Source organism: Micromonospora sp. NPDC050495, assembly GCF_040655175.1.
In the GTDB taxonomy this organism is placed as follows: Bacteria; Actinomycetota; Actinomycetes; order Mycobacteriales; family Micromonosporaceae; genus Micromonospora.
Window position 1 is genome coordinate 128,670 of the sequence record NZ_JBFAJK010000013.1, and the last position, 13,986, is coordinate 142,655.

The window sequence follows — 13,986 nt, forward strand, 5'->3', positions numbered from 1 at the left end:
GAGACGCAGAGATGTCGCACACCCCCGTCAACCACCCCGCGCGGCCTGTCTACCGGGCGATCGGCGGGCTCGTTGGTCTGTACTTCATCGTCTTCGGCGTGCTCGGCATCATCGCGAGCGCGGGCGACGAGGTGCTCGCCCAGGACGACACCAAGGTCCTCGGCCAGGGCACCAACCTCGGATTCTCGCTGCTGGCGATCCTGCTCGGGGCCGTGATCCTGCTCGGCGTCGTGATCGGCCGCAACCTCGACGTGCTGATCAACCAGTGGATGGCGTACGGGCTGATCGGCCTCGGCCTCGCCGAGCTGGCGTTCCTGCACACCGACGCCAACATCTTCAACTTCTCGATCATGACCGACGTCGTGATCCTGGTCCTCGCCCTGGTCCTGCTGATGGCCGGCATGTACGGCAAGGTCGGCACCGACGACGAGCACGAGGCCTGGCAGAAGGCTCGGCTCGTGCTCTGATTCCCGCCCGTACCGACGTGGGCCCGGCATCGAGCCGGGCCTTCGGCGTTTCCGGGGACGCGGGTCCGTCGCTGGGGGACAATCGGGGCGAATTGCTCGCTTCGTTGGAGGTTCCCATGGCGCACTTCCCGGTGAACCATCCCGCGCGGCCGCTCTACCGCGTGCTCTCCGGCCTCATCGGCCTCTACATCCTCGTCTTCGGCGTGTACGGCGTGGCCGCGACCTGGGGCGACGGGCTGTTCAGCAGGGCGGACACCAGTGCCCTCGGGCTCCGCACCAACCTGGCCTTCTCCCTGGTCTCCGTGATCTTCGGCGCGTTTCTCATCATCGGCGCGTCCCGGCGCGGCAACCTCGGCCACTACATGAACCTGACCGCCGGAGTCGTCTTCCTGGTCACCGGCATCCTCATGATGTCCGTGCTGCAGACCCAGGTGAACATTCTCAACTTCTCGATGGCGACCGTGATCGTGTCGCTGCTGTTCGGCCTGATCCTGCTCGCCACCGGCCTCTACGACAAGGTCGGCACGGACGAACACGCCGAGGAGGAACGGCGCCGCCGCGAGCACCCCGTCGCGAAGGCCCACCGCTGACCCGCGGGTCAGCCCGGCTTGCGCACCGTGATCAGCCCCGGCTTCGCCTCCAGGTGCGACAACCCGTTCCAGGCCAGGTTCACCAGGTGCGCCGCCACCGTCTCCTTGCGCGGCTTGCGCACCTCCAGCCACCAGCGGCCGGTCAACGCCACCATGCCCACCAGCGCCTGCGAGTACAGCTCCGCCAGCTTCGGGTCGTAGCCCCGGCTGGAGAACTCCGCGCCCAGGATGTGCTCCACCTGGTGCGCCACGTCGTTCAACACGCTGCTGAAGTTGCCCGTCGCCGACATCAACGGCGACTCCCGGACCAGCACCCGGAACCCGCTGGTCTCCTCCTCGATGTAGGTCAGCAGGGTCAACGCCGCCTGCTCCAGCAACTCCCGCGGATGCCCGGCGGTCAGCGCCGTGGTGATCCGCTCCAGCAGCGAACGGACCTCTCGGTCCACCACCACGGCGTAGAGCCCCTCCTTGCCGCCGAAGTGCTCGTACACCACCGGCTTGGACACCTTCGCCCGGGCCGCCACCTCCTCGATCGACGTGGCGTCGAACCCGCGCTCGGCGAAGATCTCCCGGGCGATCGAGATCAGCTGCTCCCGACGCTGGGTCGCGGACATCCGTACCCGGGAAGGGGGCTTGGCCACCGGGACGGCCCGCCGCCGGGCGGAGCGCGCGTCATTGCCGGGAACGTCGGTCACCCGGCCCATCCTGCCAAACCCGACCGACGCCGACCGACCGGTTACCGCGCGGCCCGGCCCCGCACCCGCACCGGCTCCACCAGCTTCGCCGTGATCCGCTCCGGTTTCGGCCACCGCACCGACCAGGCCGCACCGGCCTTCTCCAGCAGCCAGATCACCCGCGCCGACGGATCGATCTGCCCGCGCAGCACCCCGTGCCGCGCGCTGGTCGGCTCCGCGTGGTGCAGGTTGTGCCAGCTCTCCCCGAACGACAGCAGCGCCAGCGGCCAGAAGTTCGCCGCCCGGTCGCCCGGCCGCACCGCGAACGGCCGCTCCCCGTAGACGTGGCAGATCGAGTTGATCGACCAGGTGACGTGGTGCAGCAGCGCGATCCGGACCAGCCCGCCCCAGAAGAACGCGGTCAGCGCGCCCTGCCACGACCAGGTGACCAGCGCGCCCATCGCCGCCGGCGCGAGCACCGACACCGCCACCAGCGCCGGGAAGAGCCGGTCGACCCGGCGGGTGATCGGATCGGCGAGCAGGTCCGGGGCGAACCGCTCCCGGTTCGACAGCTCCCGGTTGAACAACCAGCCGACGTGCGCGTGGAACAGTCCTCTGGCCAGCCCGCCGATGCTCTCCCCGAACCGCCACGGCGAGTGCGGGTCGCCCTCCTGATCGGAGAACGCGTGGTGCCGGCGGTGGTCCGCCACCCACTGGATGATCTCGCCCTGCACCGCGAACGAGCCCGCCACCGCCAGCGCGGCGCGCAGCCAGGGCTTCGCCCGGAATGAGCCGTGGGTGAAGTAGCGGTGGTAGCCGACCGTGATGCCGAGCCCGGAGAGCACGTACCAGAAGCCGGCGATCAGCAGGTCGCTCCAGCCCAGCCAGCCGCCCCAGGCCACCGGCACGGCGGCGAGCAGGGCGAGGAACGGTACGGCCACGAAGGCCCACAGCGCGATCAGGATCCCCCGGGACTGGTGTCCCTGGGTCAACGGCTTCGGTCCGCTCTCCGGGCCGCTCAGGGTGGTCGACATGGCACCTCCCAGTGGTACGGGCTACGCCTACGTCACCGTAACCAGCGGGCGGCTAGATCGCAGCGGACACCGGCATTCGTGAATGGACAGACCTGTCGTACGGCTGTTCTAACCTTTCGGTCGTGACGCTTGAGGAATCCTCTGCTGCCGGGTCGCGCCCCTATCGCGGACGGAAGCCGGAGCAGTACCGGCAGGCGCTCGTCCTCCGTCGTGACGGCTGCGCGGTCGGAGAGATCGCCGCACGGTTGGGGGTGTCGAAGTCCACCGCGTACCTGTGGACCCGTGATCTTCCCCTGGATCCGGAGTTGGTGCGCCGGCGACGCCGAGAGGCGTCGCGGGCCAGGGCGGAGGCCCAGTGGGCTCCCCACCGGGCCGCGCGGGATGCGGCCCGGTCCGCCAGCGTCGCAGCCGCCGCCCGCTGGGTAGGTCGACTCCGCCAGCGCGAACTGGTGTTGCTCGGCGCGGCCATCTACTGGTGTGAAGGGGCCAAGGCCAAGCCCTGGCGTCCGCACGACTGTCGGGTCAAGTTCGCCAACAGCGACCCGCTGCTGGTGGCGCTCTTCCTGCGCTTCCTCGACGCGTTGGGGGTGCCGCCGGCGGATCGACGGTTCCGGGTGAGCATCCACGAGACCGCCGACGCGGCCGGGGCGGTCAGGTGGTGGGCCGGCCTGGTCGGGGTGCCGCCCGGGCAGTTCCAGCCCACGTCGCTGAAGAAGCATCGGCCCGTGACCACTCGGAAGAACGTCGGCGACGGCTATCACGGCTGCCTGATTGTCCACGTTCTCCGCTCGAGTCGCGTCTACTGGAGGATCGAAGGGATCATGAAGGGAATGACCGATGAGGATCGGCAGGCCGACCGGTAAGGTGTAGGCAGCCGCCGAGCGGGTGCCTGTTTGCCCGTTTTCGACCGTCCCGGGTCGTCTAATGGCAGGACGTCAGGTTTTGGTCCTGATTATAGGGGTTCGAATCCTCTCCCGGGAGCTTCTGCTGTTTGCCCGTGGTCGCGTGGTTAGCATGACCGCGAGACTGTCGCCGTCCCGACGGGAGCCACGTCGTGTCCCAGCCCCACCTCCGCACCGTTGTCGTGCTCGCCGCCGGTGAGGGCAAGCGGATGAAGTCGGCCCTGCCCAAGGTGCTGCATCCGCTGCTCGGCCGTACCCTCCTCGGACATGTGCTGGCCGCGGCCGCGCCGCTGGGCGCGGACCGCACGGTGGTGGTGGTCGGGCACGGCGCCGACCAGGTCCGCGGGCACCTGGCCGAGGTGGCGCCCGAGGCCCTCGCGGTGCTCCAGGAGCGGCAGCTCGGCACCGGGCACGCGGTCCGGATCGCGTTGGACGCGGTGCCGGAGGCGACCGGCACGGTCGTGGTGATCAACGGGGACGTGCCGTTGCTGCGGCCGGAGACGGTGGCGGCCCTGGTGGAGGCGCACGAGGGCGCCGGCGCGGCGGCCACGGTGCTCGCCGCCGAGGTGCCGGACCCGACCGGCCTGGGCCGGATCGTGCGGGACGGCGCCGGCCGGCTGGCGCAGATCGTGGAGGAGCGCGACGCCACCCCCGAGCAGCGCGCGCTGCGGGAGATCAACGCGGGCATCTACGCGTTCGACGTGGCCCGGCTGCGGGACGGGCTGGGCAAGCTCTCCACCGACAACGACCAGGGCGAGGAGTACCTGACCGACGTCTTCGGCCTGCTCCGGGACGCCGGGGAGCCGGTGGCGGTGCACTGCGCCCCGGACCACGTGGAGACGTTGGGCTGCAACGACCGGGTCGAGCTGGCCGCGCTGCGCGGACTGCTGCGGGACCGGGTCAACGAGGGCTGGATGCGCAGCGGGGTGAGCATCCTCGACCCGCACACCACCTGGATCGACGTGACGGTGACCGTCGAGCGGGACGCGGTGATCGACCAGAACACCCAGCTCCAGGGCGCCACGGTGGTCGGCGCGGGGGCGCTGGTCGGGCCGGACACCACGCTGGTGGACACCACGGTCGGCGCGGGTGCGAGCGTGGTGCGCAGCCACGCGGTGGGTGCCGAGGTCGGCCCGGAGGCGAGCGTGGGGCCGTACGCGTACCTGCGGCCGGAGTCGCGGCTGGCCCGCAAGGCCAAGGTGGGCACGTTCGTGGAGACGAAGAAGGCCACCATCGGCGAGGGTTCGAAGGTGCCGCACCTGTCGTACGTGGGGGACGCGACGATCGGCGAGCACAGCAACATCGGCGCCGCGACGGTCTTCGTCAACTACGACGGGGTGCGCAAGCACCACACCACCATCGGCAGTCACGCGCGTACCGGGGCGGACAACATGTTCGTGGCGCCGGTGCGGGTGGGCGACGGCGCGTACACGGCGGCCGGTTCGGTGATCATCGCGGACGTGCCGGCGGGGGCGATGGCGGTGGCCCGGGGGCAGCAGCGCAACGTGGAGGGCTGGGTGCTGCGCAAGCGGGCCGGTACGGCGGCCGCGGAGGCGGCGCAGCGGGCCCGCGAGGGTGCGTCGGACTCACCCGAAGCCGCAAGTGAAGGTGACTGAATCCACGGGCGGTGCCAGGCCGTGGGTGGAGCGGTGAGCGCGGGGGATACTGCAACCGAATAGTCCCCGGCTCCACGCCGCCGGGAACCACCGACACACGGGAGCAGACGGGCCCATGGGCAGCATCGTCGCCGAAAACCGCAAGAGCCTGATGCTCTTCTCCGGACGGGGTTTTCCGGAGCTGGCCAAGGAAATCGGTGAGGTGCTCGGCGTCGCGCCGACCCCTTCCGACTCGTACGAGTTCGCCAACGGCGAGATCTTCGTACGGTTCAAGGACTCGGTGCGCGGGTCGGACGCCTTCGTGGTGCAGTCCGTGACGCACGGGGTCAACACCTGGGTCATGGAGACCCTGATCATGATCGACGCGCTGAAGCGGGGATCGGCCAAGCGGATCACCGTGGTGCTGCCGTTCTACCCGTACTCGCGGCAGGACAAGAAGCACCGGGGCCGGGAGCCGATCTCGGCGCGGCTGGTGGCCGACCTGCTGAAGACGGCGGGTGCGAACCGGATCCTGACGGTGGACCTGCACACCGCGCAGATCCAGGGCTTCTTCGACGGCCCGGTGGACCACCTCTTCGCGATGGACGTGCTGGCCGAGTACGTGGAGCACAAGTACGCGGGCCGGCCGATGACCGTGGTGGCGCCGGACTCGGGCCGGGTACGGGTGGCCGAGCGGTGGACGGACCGGCTGGGCGGCTGCCCGCTGGCCTTCATCCACAAGACCCGGGATCCGCTCAAGCCGAACCAGGTGGTGGCGAACCGGGTGGTCGGTGAGGTTGAGGACCGGGTGTGCCTGATCGTGGACGACATGATCGACACGGGCGGCACGATCAGCAAGGCGGCGGACATCCTCAAGGAGTCCGGGGCGGCGGAGATCGTGGTGGCCTCGACGCACGCGCTGCTGTCGGACCCGGCGACCGAGCGGCTGAAGAACAGCCCGATCGCCGAGGTGGTGGTGACCAACACCCTGCCGTTGCCGCCGGAGAAGCAGCTGGACAAGATCACCGTGCTGTCGATCGCGCCGCTGCTGGCCCGGGCCATCCGGGAGGTCTTCGACGACGGCTCGGTGACCACCCTCTTCGGCGGCCTCAGCTGAGTTCCGGCACCCCGCCGGCGGGACATGGCACCCGCCGGCGGGACCGCGCCGGCTCGCGGGACCGCGCCGGCTCGCGGGACCGCGCCGGCTCGCGGGCCTGCTCGGACTCGCGGGCCTGCTCGGGCTCGCGGGTCCACTCCGCCGGCGGGAGGGCCGCTCCGGCCGGGGGAAAAGTTGGGCTGCGAGGTGTCGCCGGCGGTGATAAGGGGACTGCCGGATGGCCCGGAAATCGCTCGGGTAGACTGGTGCGGTTGCCACGGCGAGGGTGCCCGGCGGGCCGCTGAAAAGCACCGCACGGAGGCGCCGTCATCGACGCGGTGCTCCGGGCAGTCGTTCATGACGCATGAGCCCCAGCGAGCCCCTCGCCCCAGCACCGCCAGACGACAAGCCGCCGCAGCGAAGCATCAGGAGTTTCCCCGTGTCCGAGGTAAAGATCAGCGCCGAGCCCCGCACCGAGTTCGGCAAGGGTGGTGCCCGTCGTACCCGCCGGGCCGGCAAGGTGCCCGCCGTGCTGTACGGCCACGGCGAGAAGCCCAAGCACATCGCGCTCCCGGCGCGTGAGTTCGCCGCCGCGATCCGCAAGGGCGGCGCCAACCAGCTCTTCGCGATCGAGGTGAGCGACGGCACCCAGGTGCTGGCGCTGCCCAAGGCGATCCAGCGTGACCCGATCAAGGACACCTTCGAGCACGTGGACCTGCTCCTGGTCCGCCGGGGCGAGAAGGTCACCGTCGAGGTCCCGATCCAGCTGACCGGTGAGGCCGCCAAGGACACGCTGATCGTGCACGACCACGACACCCTCTCGGTGACCGCCGACGCCACCAGGGTGCCGGACCACCTGGAGGCCTCGATCGAGGGCGCCGAGGCCGGCACCCAGATCACCGCCGCCGACGTGGAGCTGCCGGCCGGTGTCGAGCTGGTCGCGGACGCCGACCTCCAGGTCGCCTCGGTGACCGCCGCCCCGACCGCCGAGCAGCTCGAGGCCACCCTCCCCGAGGTCGAGGTGGCCGAGGAAGAGGCCGAGGCGGAGGCCGGCGAGGAGACCGCCGAGGCCCCCGAGGGCGCTCCGGCCGAGGGCGAGCCGGCCGCCGAGGAGCCGAAGACCGAGGCCTGATCGGCCCGCAGGCTGTGCGACAGGCGTCCCCGGTTCCCGGGGGCGCCTGTCGGCGTATCGGCGCCGGCCGGGCCGAGGCGGGCCCGGCGACACCCCGGCGGCTGGAGATGACGGAAGGGACGAGGCGTGACGGACGAGGCGGGGCCCTGGCTGGTGGTCGGCCTGGGCAACCCCGGTCGGGAGTACGCGGGCAACCGGCACAACGTCGGCTTCATGGTGGCCGAGCTGCTGGCCGGTCGGCTGGGCGGGAAGTTCGGGCGGCACAAGCGGGCGATGGCCGAGGTCGCCGAGGGTCGGCTGGGCTTCGGTGGGCCGAAGCTGGTGCTGATGAAGCCGCTGACCTACATGAACCTCTCCGGCGGCCCGGTGGTCGCGCTGGCGCAGTTCCACAAGATCCCGCCGGGGCGGGTGATCGCGGTACACGACGAGCTGGACATCCCGTACGGGCAGCTGCGGGTGAAGTGCGGCGGCGGCGAGGGCGGCCACAACGGCCTGCGGTCCATGTCGAAGTCGCTGGGCACGAAGGACTACGTGCGGGTGCGGTTCGGCATCGGGCGGCCGCCGGGGCGGCAGGATCCGGCGGATTTCGTACTGTCGGACTTCTCCGCGGTGGAGCGCAAGGAGCTGGAGTTCCTGGTGGACCGGGCGGCGGACGTGGTCGAGTCGGTGGTGACCCGCGGGGTGGAGCCGACGCAGAACCTCTACCACGGCGGCTGACCCCGGGCGGGGCTGCGGGCCGCGGCGGGCGGCGGCCGGTAGTCTGCGCTCCTCGGGAGGCGACGCGAGCGACGGGAGCGGAAGACCCATGGCCAATCCTCCGATGATCGACGGGGCGTTCGCCCGCTGGCTCGCGGCACGGGCCGGGCAGGCGCTGATGAACCTGCGCGCGGAGCTGGGTTTCGCCGACCCGGGGGCGTTGAAGGCGGCCGGGGACAAGGTCTCGCACGACCTGATCCGTACCGAGCTGGCGAAGTGGCGCCCGGCCGACGCGGTGCTGTCGGAGGAGGACGAGGGGTCGCGGCTGGCCTGGACGGCCGAGGTGACCACCGAGGCGGTGCCGCGGTTGACCGCCGACCGGGTGTGGATCATCGATCCGCTGGACGGCACCCGGGAGTTCGCCGAGGAGGGCCGTTCGGACTGGGCGGTGCACGTGGCCCTCTGGGCGCGTCACGCGCCGTCGCCGCACGGGCTGGTGGCGGGTGCCGTGGGGCTGCCGGCGCAGCACCGGGTGCTGGGCACCGACTACCCGCCGGCGTACCCGCCGATGACCTTGGAAGCGGCGACCGCGGGCGCGCGGGTCATCCGGTTGGCGGCCAGCCGCAGCCGACCGCCGGTGTTCCTCACCGACCTGGCCGAGGATGTCGGCGCGCATCTGGTGCCGATGGGTTCGGCGGGCGCGAAGATCGCCGCGGTGGTGACCGGCGAGGTCGACGCGTACATCCACGCCGGCGGGCAGTACGAGTGGGACTCGGCCGCTCCGGTGGCTGTGGCGACGGCCACCGGACTGCACGCTTCCCGGATCGACGGTTCTGCGCTGAAATACAACGAGGCCGACCCGCGCCTACCCGACCTCCTGGTCTGCCGCAAGGATCTCGCCAGTCGGTTGCTTGCAGCGTTGCAGCGGCATTCCGGGTAGCCTGACCGTCTTCTTGACGAGTCCGACCGGAAAGGTCTGGAATTCGATGAACGGACACCTGTCATGACGTCCCCGGCGGCGTACCAGGTATCGCACCTCGACGCGCTCGAGGCGGAGAGCATCTTCGTGATGCGCGAGGTCGTCGCCGAGATGGAGCGGCCTGTGCTGCTCTTCTCCGGCGGCAAGGACTCGATCGTGATGCTCCGGCTGGCGCAGAAGGCGTTCGCCCCGGCCAACGTCCCGTTCCCGGTCATGCACGTCGACACCGGGCACAACTTTCCCGAGGTCCTGGAGTACCGGGACCAGCGGGTCGCCGAGCTGGGCCTGCACCTGATCGTGGCGAGCGTGCCCGAGGCGCTGGCGGCCGGGCTGGTCCGGGAGTCGGCGGACGGGATGCGCAACCGGATCCAGACCCCGGTGCTGCTGGACGCGGTGGAGAAGCACCGCTTCGACGCGCTCTTCGGTGGCGCCCGGCGGGACGAGGAGAAGGCCCGCGCCAAGGAGCGCGTGTTCAGCTTCCGCGACGAGTTCGGTCAGTGGGACCCGAAGAACCAGCGCCCCGAGCTGTGGTCGCTCTACAACGGCCGGCACCACCCGGGCGAGTCGATCCGGGTCTTCCCGCTGTCCAACTGGACCGAGCTGGATGTCTGGCACTACATCGCCCGGGAGCGGATCCCGCTGCCGCCGATCTACTTCGCGCACGAGCGCGAGGTGATCGAGCGGGACGGCATGCTCTACGCGGTCAACGAGTTCATCCGGCCCAAGGCGGGCGAGGAGCGGTTCAAAGCGCGGGTGCGCTACCGGACCGTGGGCGACGCCTCCTGCACGGCGGCGGTCCGGTCGGACGCCGACACGGTGGAGAAGGTGATCGAGGAGGTGGCCGCCACCCGGATCACCGAGCGGGGCGCGACCCGCGGCGACGATCGGGTCAGCGAGGCCGCCATGGAGGACCGCAAGCGGGAGGGCTACTTCTGATGAGCGTCGAGACAGTGGCGCCGGAGGCGACGGATCCGACGCGCCCGATGGACCTGCTGCGGTTCGCCACCGCCGGCAGCGTCGACGACGGCAAGTCGACCCTGATCGGCCGGCTGCTGTACGACACGAAGTCGCTCTTCACCGACCAGCTCGCCGCGGTCGAGGCGGTCAGCGCGGCCCGGGGCGACGAGTACACCAACCTGGCGCTGCTCACCGACGGCCTGCGGGCGGAGCGGGAGCAGGGCATCACCATCGACGTGGCGTACCGGTACTTCGCCACGCCGCGGCGGAAGTTCATCATCGCGGACACCCCCGGGCACATCCAGTACACCCGGAACATGGTGACCGGCGCGTCCACCGCCGACCTGGCGCTGATCCTGGTGGACGCCCGCAAGGGCCTGGTCGAGCAGTCCCGCCGGCACGCGTTCCTCTGCTCGCTGCTGCGGGTGCCGCACCTGGTCCTCTGCGTGAACAAGATGGACCTGGTCGACTGGTCGGAGGAGGTGTTCGAGCGGATCGCCGACGAGTTCACCGCGTTCGCCGCGAAGCTCGACGTGCCGGACCTGACCGTGGTGCCGATCTCCGCGCTCAAGGGCGACAACATCGTCTCCCGCTCGGAGAACATGCCCTGGTACGAGGGTCCGTCGCTGCTGCACCACCTGGAGCGGGTGCACATCGCCAGCGACCGCAACCTGGTCGACGTGCGTTTCCCCGTGCAGTACGTGATCCGCCCGCAGTCCACCACGGTCACCGACTACCGCGGGTACGCGGGCCAGGTGGCCTCGGGCGTGCTCAAGCCGGGCGACGAGGTGATGGTGCTGCCCTCCGGGTTCACCAGCCGGATCGCCTCGGTCGAGACGGCTGACGGCCCGGTGGCCGAGGCGTTCCCGCCGATGTCGGTGACGGTCCGGCTGACCGACGAGATCGACATCTCCCGGGGCGACCTGATCTGCCGGCCGAACAACGCCCCGGCCGTCGCGCAGGACATCGAGGCGATGGTCTGCTGGATGGACGAGACCCGCCCGTTGCAGATCGGCGGCAAGTACGCGATCAAGCACACCACCCGCTCGGCGCGGGCCATCGTGCGCGGGCTGCACTACCGGCTGGACATCAACTCGCTGCACCGCGACGACGCGGCCGGCGAGCTGATGCTCAACGAGATCGGCCGGGTCCGGCTGCGGACCACCGTGCCGCTGCTCGCCGACGAGTACCGGCGTAACCGCACCACCGGCGGCTTCGTGATCATCGACGAGGCCACCAACCGGACGGTCGGCGCCGGCATGATCGTCGAAGCGGGCTGACGTCACCCACGGGTCCGGCGGGGGCCCCGGTCGACCGCGCGGGTTGACCGGGGCCCCCGCCGTTCACGCCAGGCGGCTGGCGCCGCCGGCCGGGCGGACGGTGCGGGTGGCCGGGGCGGCGAAGCCGCGCTCGGCGTACGCGGCGGTCACGGCGGCCGCCACCGCGTCGGCGGCGGACGCGTCGACCAGGGCCAGCACGCAGCCGCCGAAGCCACCGCCGGTCATCCGGGCCCCGTGCGCCCCGGCGGCCAGCGCCGCCTCGACCGCGGTGTCGATCTCGGGCACGGTGATCTCGAAGTCGTCGCGCATCGACGCGTGGGAGGCGGTCAGCAGGGGCCCGATCTCCCGGACCCGATTGGCGCGCAGCAGCGCCACCGTGTCGAGCACCCGCTGGTCCTCGGTGACCACGTGCCGGACCCGGCGGCGGGTCTCGTCGTCGGGCAGCTTCGCCAGCGCCGCGTCGAGGCCGGCCGGGTCGATGTCGCGCAGGGCGGGCACGCCCAGGATCCGCGCCGCCTCCTCGCAGGACCGGCGGCGGGAGGCGTACTCGCCGTCGGCGTGCCGGTGTGGGGCGCGGCTGTCGACCACCAGCACGGCCAGCCCGGCGGCGTCCAGGTCGAACGGGATCTGGTCGACCTGCTCGGTGCGGCAGTCCAGGAAGAGGGCGTGCCCGGCCCGGCCCCGGATCACCGCCGACTGGTCCATGATCCCGGTGGGCGCGCCGACGTAGCCGTTCTCGGCGCGCTGGGCGAGCCGGGGCCACCGCTCGGCGGGCAGGTCCAGGTCGCCCAGGTCGACCAGGGCGGCCAGCACCGCGGACTCGATCGCCGCCGACGAGGAGAGCCCGGAGCCGACCGGCACGTCCGAGGCGACCGCGAGCCGGGCGCCGGGGACCGGCTGGCCGGCGGCGCGCAGCGCCCACACCACGCCGGCCACGTAGGCGGCCCAACCGGGCACCCGGCCGGGCTCGTCGGCCTCCGCCGGCCCGAACTCCACCGGCTCGTCGTCCAGCTCCGACCAGACCGTCCAGCGCGGCTCGTCGCGGGGCGCCGCGGCGACGACGGTACGCATCGGCAGCGCGAAGGGGAGCACGAAACCGTCGTTGTAGTCGGTGTGTTCGCCGATCAGGTTGACCCGGCCGGGAGCCGCCCAGCGGCCCGCCGGCTCCGCGCCGTACCGCTGCCGGAAGCCCGCGGTGGCGCGGGCCGCGACGTCGCCGGCGGGCGCGGCGGGTGGCGCGGCGGGCGCGGTCGGGCCGGTCACTGGTTCTCCTTCGTTCGCGGCTGCGGGGCTCGCAGACCCGGCTCGCTCCTCGCGCTCACCGTGCCGCCGTTCGTTCGCGGCTGCGGGGCTCGCAGACCCGGCTCACTCCTCGCGCTCACCGTGCCGCCTTTCGTTCGCGGCTGCGGGGCTCGCAGACCCGGCTCACTCCTCGCGCTCACCGTTGCCCCAGGATGTGCTCGCGGTAGAACGCCCAGGCGTCGCCGACCATGTCCTGCAGCGTCGGCTTGGCCGGCACCCAGCCCAGTTCGTCGCGGGCCAGCGCGGCGGAGGCGACCAGCTCGGCCGGGTCGCCTTCGCGGCGCGGGGCCACCTCGACCGGCACCGGGTGGCCGGTGACCTCGCGGACCACCTCGATCACCTGCCGGTTGGTGAAGCCGTTGCCGTTGCCCAGGTTGTAGATCCGGTGCCGGCCCGGGGTGGCGGCGTCCAGCGCCAGCAGGTGGGCCCGGGCCAGGTCCTCGACGTGGATGTAGTCGCGCACGCAGGTGCCGTCGACGGTGGGGTAGTCGTCGCCGAAGAGCTGGAGCTTGTCGCGCCGGCCGGCGGCCACCTGCAGGGCGAGCGGGATCAGGTGGGTCTCCGGGTCGTGCCGCTCGCCGATGGTCCCCCCGTCGTGCCGGTACGCCCCGGCGACGTTGAAGTAGCGCAGCGAGATCGCGCCCAGGCCGTGGGCGATCGCCTCGGAGGTGAGCGCCATGTCGACGGCCAGCTTGGTGGCCCCGTACGTGTTGGTGGGGGCCTTCACGGCGGTCTCCGGGATGGGCAGCTCGGTGGGGTTGCCGTAGACCGCGGCGGTGGAGGAGAAGACCAGCCGGGGCACCCGGGCGGCGCGGACGGCGTCGAGCAGGGCGAGCGACCCGATGGTGTTGGTCCGCCAGTAGAGCTCCGGCTTGACCATCGACTCGCCGGCGGCGATCAGCGCGGCGAGGTGCAGCATGCCGTCGAAGCCGGCGTCCGGGGTGAGCACCCGGGCGGCCTCGTGGATCGGCAGGTCGACGTGGGTGGCGTCGGGGGCGAGGGCCGCCCGGTGCCCGGTGCGCAGGTCGTCCAGGACGGTGACGGCGTGGCCCTCGTCGAGCAGCATCCGGGTCACCACGCTGCCGATGTAGCCCGCACCGCCGGTGACGAGCAGTTTCACGTCGGTTCCTCCCGCCTGGCCGCCGCGGTGGCGGCCGTCCTTGATCACCCTATGGTCGCCGGTCGTGCCACGGCTGGCAGTGCACCACCGCCATTCCACCACGTTCCGTCATGATTGAACAGATCCGAACATCGACCGGCTGGGGCGGCGCCGGCTGTCTAC

At 71.8% G+C, this 13,986-nt stretch carries 13 protein-coding genes, 1 tRNA gene and 1 pseudogene; 11 read left to right on the forward strand and 4 right to left on the reverse strand.

Translation table 11 applies throughout. The features are described 5' to 3' along the window. The first annotated feature begins 11 nt into the window (after nucleotides 1-11). Together AB0I11_RS16075 and AB0I11_RS16080 are read left to right on the forward strand one after the other, a co-directional pair. Nucleotides 12-467, forward strand: coding sequence for a DUF4383 domain-containing protein (locus tag AB0I11_RS16075; RefSeq protein WP_357319988.1), 456 nt, complete (start codon nucleotides 12-14; stop codon nucleotides 465-467). A 116-nt stretch (nucleotides 468-583) separates the two neighbouring features. Next, nucleotides 584-1,057 (forward strand): DUF4383 domain-containing protein, encoded by a 474-nt coding sequence (locus AB0I11_RS16080; RefSeq protein WP_357319990.1) that lies wholly within the window; start codon nucleotides 584-586, stop codon nucleotides 1,055-1,057. Between the two features lie 8 nt (nucleotides 1,058-1,065). Here the strand turns inward: AB0I11_RS16080 and AB0I11_RS16085 are convergent, their stop codons facing one another. Together AB0I11_RS16085 and AB0I11_RS16090 are read right to left on the reverse strand one after the other, a co-directional pair. Further along, nucleotides 1,066-1,698: a TetR/AcrR family transcriptional regulator gene (locus tag AB0I11_RS16085; protein WP_357320083.1), complete on the reverse strand. Its 633-nt coding sequence runs from the start codon at nucleotides 1,696-1,698 to the stop codon at nucleotides 1,066-1,068. 95 nt (nucleotides 1,699-1,793) lie between these two features. Next, complete coding sequence (locus AB0I11_RS16090) at nucleotides 1,794-2,765, reverse strand: acyl-CoA desaturase (RefSeq protein WP_357319993.1); 972 nt, start codon at nucleotides 2,763-2,765, stop codon at nucleotides 1,794-1,796. A 122-nt stretch (nucleotides 2,766-2,887) separates the two neighbouring features. On the opposite strand from AB0I11_RS16090, the gene AB0I11_RS16095 reads away from it, so the two are divergent. The 9 genes and pseudogenes from AB0I11_RS16095 (at nucleotide 2,888) to AB0I11_RS16135 (ending at nucleotide 11,402) form a co-directional block, all read left to right on the forward strand. After that, nucleotides 2,888-3,628 (forward strand): resolvase, encoded by a 741-nt coding sequence (locus tag AB0I11_RS16095; protein WP_357319996.1) that lies wholly within the window; start codon nucleotides 2,888-2,890, stop codon nucleotides 3,626-3,628. A 47-nt stretch (nucleotides 3,629-3,675) separates the two neighbouring features. Beyond that, nucleotides 3,676-3,746 (forward strand) — tRNA-Gln (locus AB0I11_RS16100). A 73-nt stretch (nucleotides 3,747-3,819) separates the two neighbouring features. Next, nucleotides 3,820-5,346: pseudogene (gene glmU, locus AB0I11_RS16105) on the forward strand (bifunctional UDP-N-acetylglucosamine diphosphorylase/glucosamine-1-phosphate N-acetyltransferase GlmU). 52 nt (nucleotides 5,347-5,398) lie between these two features. Then, nucleotides 5,399-6,379 carry a ribose-phosphate diphosphokinase gene (locus tag AB0I11_RS16110; protein WP_357319999.1) on the forward strand — a complete coding sequence of 327 codons (981 nt, stop codon included), beginning with the start codon at nucleotides 5,399-5,401 and terminating at the stop codon, nucleotides 6,377-6,379. Nucleotides 6,380-6,797: 418 nt separating this feature from the next. Further along, the gene (locus AB0I11_RS16115) at nucleotides 6,798-7,490 is read left to right on the forward strand and encodes a 50S ribosomal protein L25/general stress protein Ctc (protein WP_357320002.1); all 693 of its coding nucleotides are present in this window, start codon (nucleotides 6,798-6,800) and stop codon (nucleotides 7,488-7,490) included. Between the two features lie 126 nt (nucleotides 7,491-7,616). Continuing rightward, nucleotides 7,617-8,207, forward strand: a complete 591-nt coding sequence (gene pth, locus AB0I11_RS16120) for an aminoacyl-tRNA hydrolase (RefSeq protein ID WP_357320006.1) — start codon at nucleotides 7,617-7,619, stop codon at nucleotides 8,205-8,207. 88 nt (nucleotides 8,208-8,295) lie between these two features. Beyond that, nucleotides 8,296-9,126, forward strand: coding sequence for an inositol monophosphatase family protein (locus AB0I11_RS16125; protein WP_357320009.1), 831 nt, complete (start codon nucleotides 8,296-8,298; stop codon nucleotides 9,124-9,126). A gap of 63 nt (nucleotides 9,127-9,189) precedes the next feature. Next, nucleotides 9,190-10,101 (forward strand): sulfate adenylyltransferase subunit CysD, encoded by a 912-nt coding sequence (gene cysD, locus AB0I11_RS16130; RefSeq protein ID WP_357320012.1) that lies wholly within the window; start codon nucleotides 9,190-9,192, stop codon nucleotides 10,099-10,101. Then, entirely contained in the window at nucleotides 10,101-11,402 is a 1,302-nt protein-coding gene (locus AB0I11_RS16135; protein ID WP_357320015.1) for a GTP-binding protein, read from the forward strand. Before cysD ends, AB0I11_RS16135 begins: the two co-directional genes overlap by 1 nt. Nucleotides 11,403-11,465: 63 nt before the next feature. On the opposite strand, the gene galK is transcribed toward AB0I11_RS16135, so the two are convergent. Together galK and galE are read right to left on the reverse strand one after the other, a co-directional pair. Next, nucleotides 11,466-12,665, reverse strand: coding sequence for a galactokinase (gene galK, locus AB0I11_RS16140; protein WP_357320019.1), 1,200 nt, complete (start codon nucleotides 12,663-12,665; stop codon nucleotides 11,466-11,468). Between the two features lie 175 nt (nucleotides 12,666-12,840). Then, nucleotides 12,841-13,824 (reverse strand): UDP-glucose 4-epimerase GalE, encoded by a 984-nt coding sequence (galE, locus tag AB0I11_RS16145; protein ID WP_357320022.1) that lies wholly within the window; start codon nucleotides 13,822-13,824, stop codon nucleotides 12,841-12,843. Between the last annotated feature and the right edge of the window lie 162 nt (nucleotides 13,825-13,986).

What these genes read in the sequence shown, in the direction of transcription:
- AB0I11_RS16075 (WP_357319988.1), top strand. Translation starts at nt 12, where the DNA reads ATGTCGCACACCCCCGTCAACCACCCCGCGCGGCCTGTCTACCGGGCG.
- AB0I11_RS16080 (WP_357319990.1), top strand. Translation starts at nt 584, where the DNA reads ATGGCGCACTTCCCGGTGAACCATCCCGCGCGGCCGCTCTACCGCGTG.
- AB0I11_RS16090 (WP_357319993.1), bottom strand. Translation starts at nt 2,765, where the DNA reads ATGTCGACCACCCTGAGCGGCCCGGAGAGCGGACCGAAGCCGTTGACC.
- AB0I11_RS16110 (WP_357319999.1), top strand. Translation starts at nt 5,399, where the DNA reads ATGGGCAGCATCGTCGCCGAAAACCGCAAGAGCCTGATGCTCTTCTCC.
- AB0I11_RS16125 (WP_357320009.1), top strand. Translation starts at nt 8,296, where the DNA reads ATGGCCAATCCTCCGATGATCGACGGGGCGTTCGCCCGCTGGCTCGCG.
- cysD (WP_357320012.1), top strand. Translation starts at nt 9,190, where the DNA reads ATGACGTCCCCGGCGGCGTACCAGGTATCGCACCTCGACGCGCTCGAG.
- AB0I11_RS16135 (WP_357320015.1), top strand. Translation starts at nt 10,101, where the DNA reads ATGAGCGTCGAGACAGTGGCGCCGGAGGCGACGGATCCGACGCGCCCG.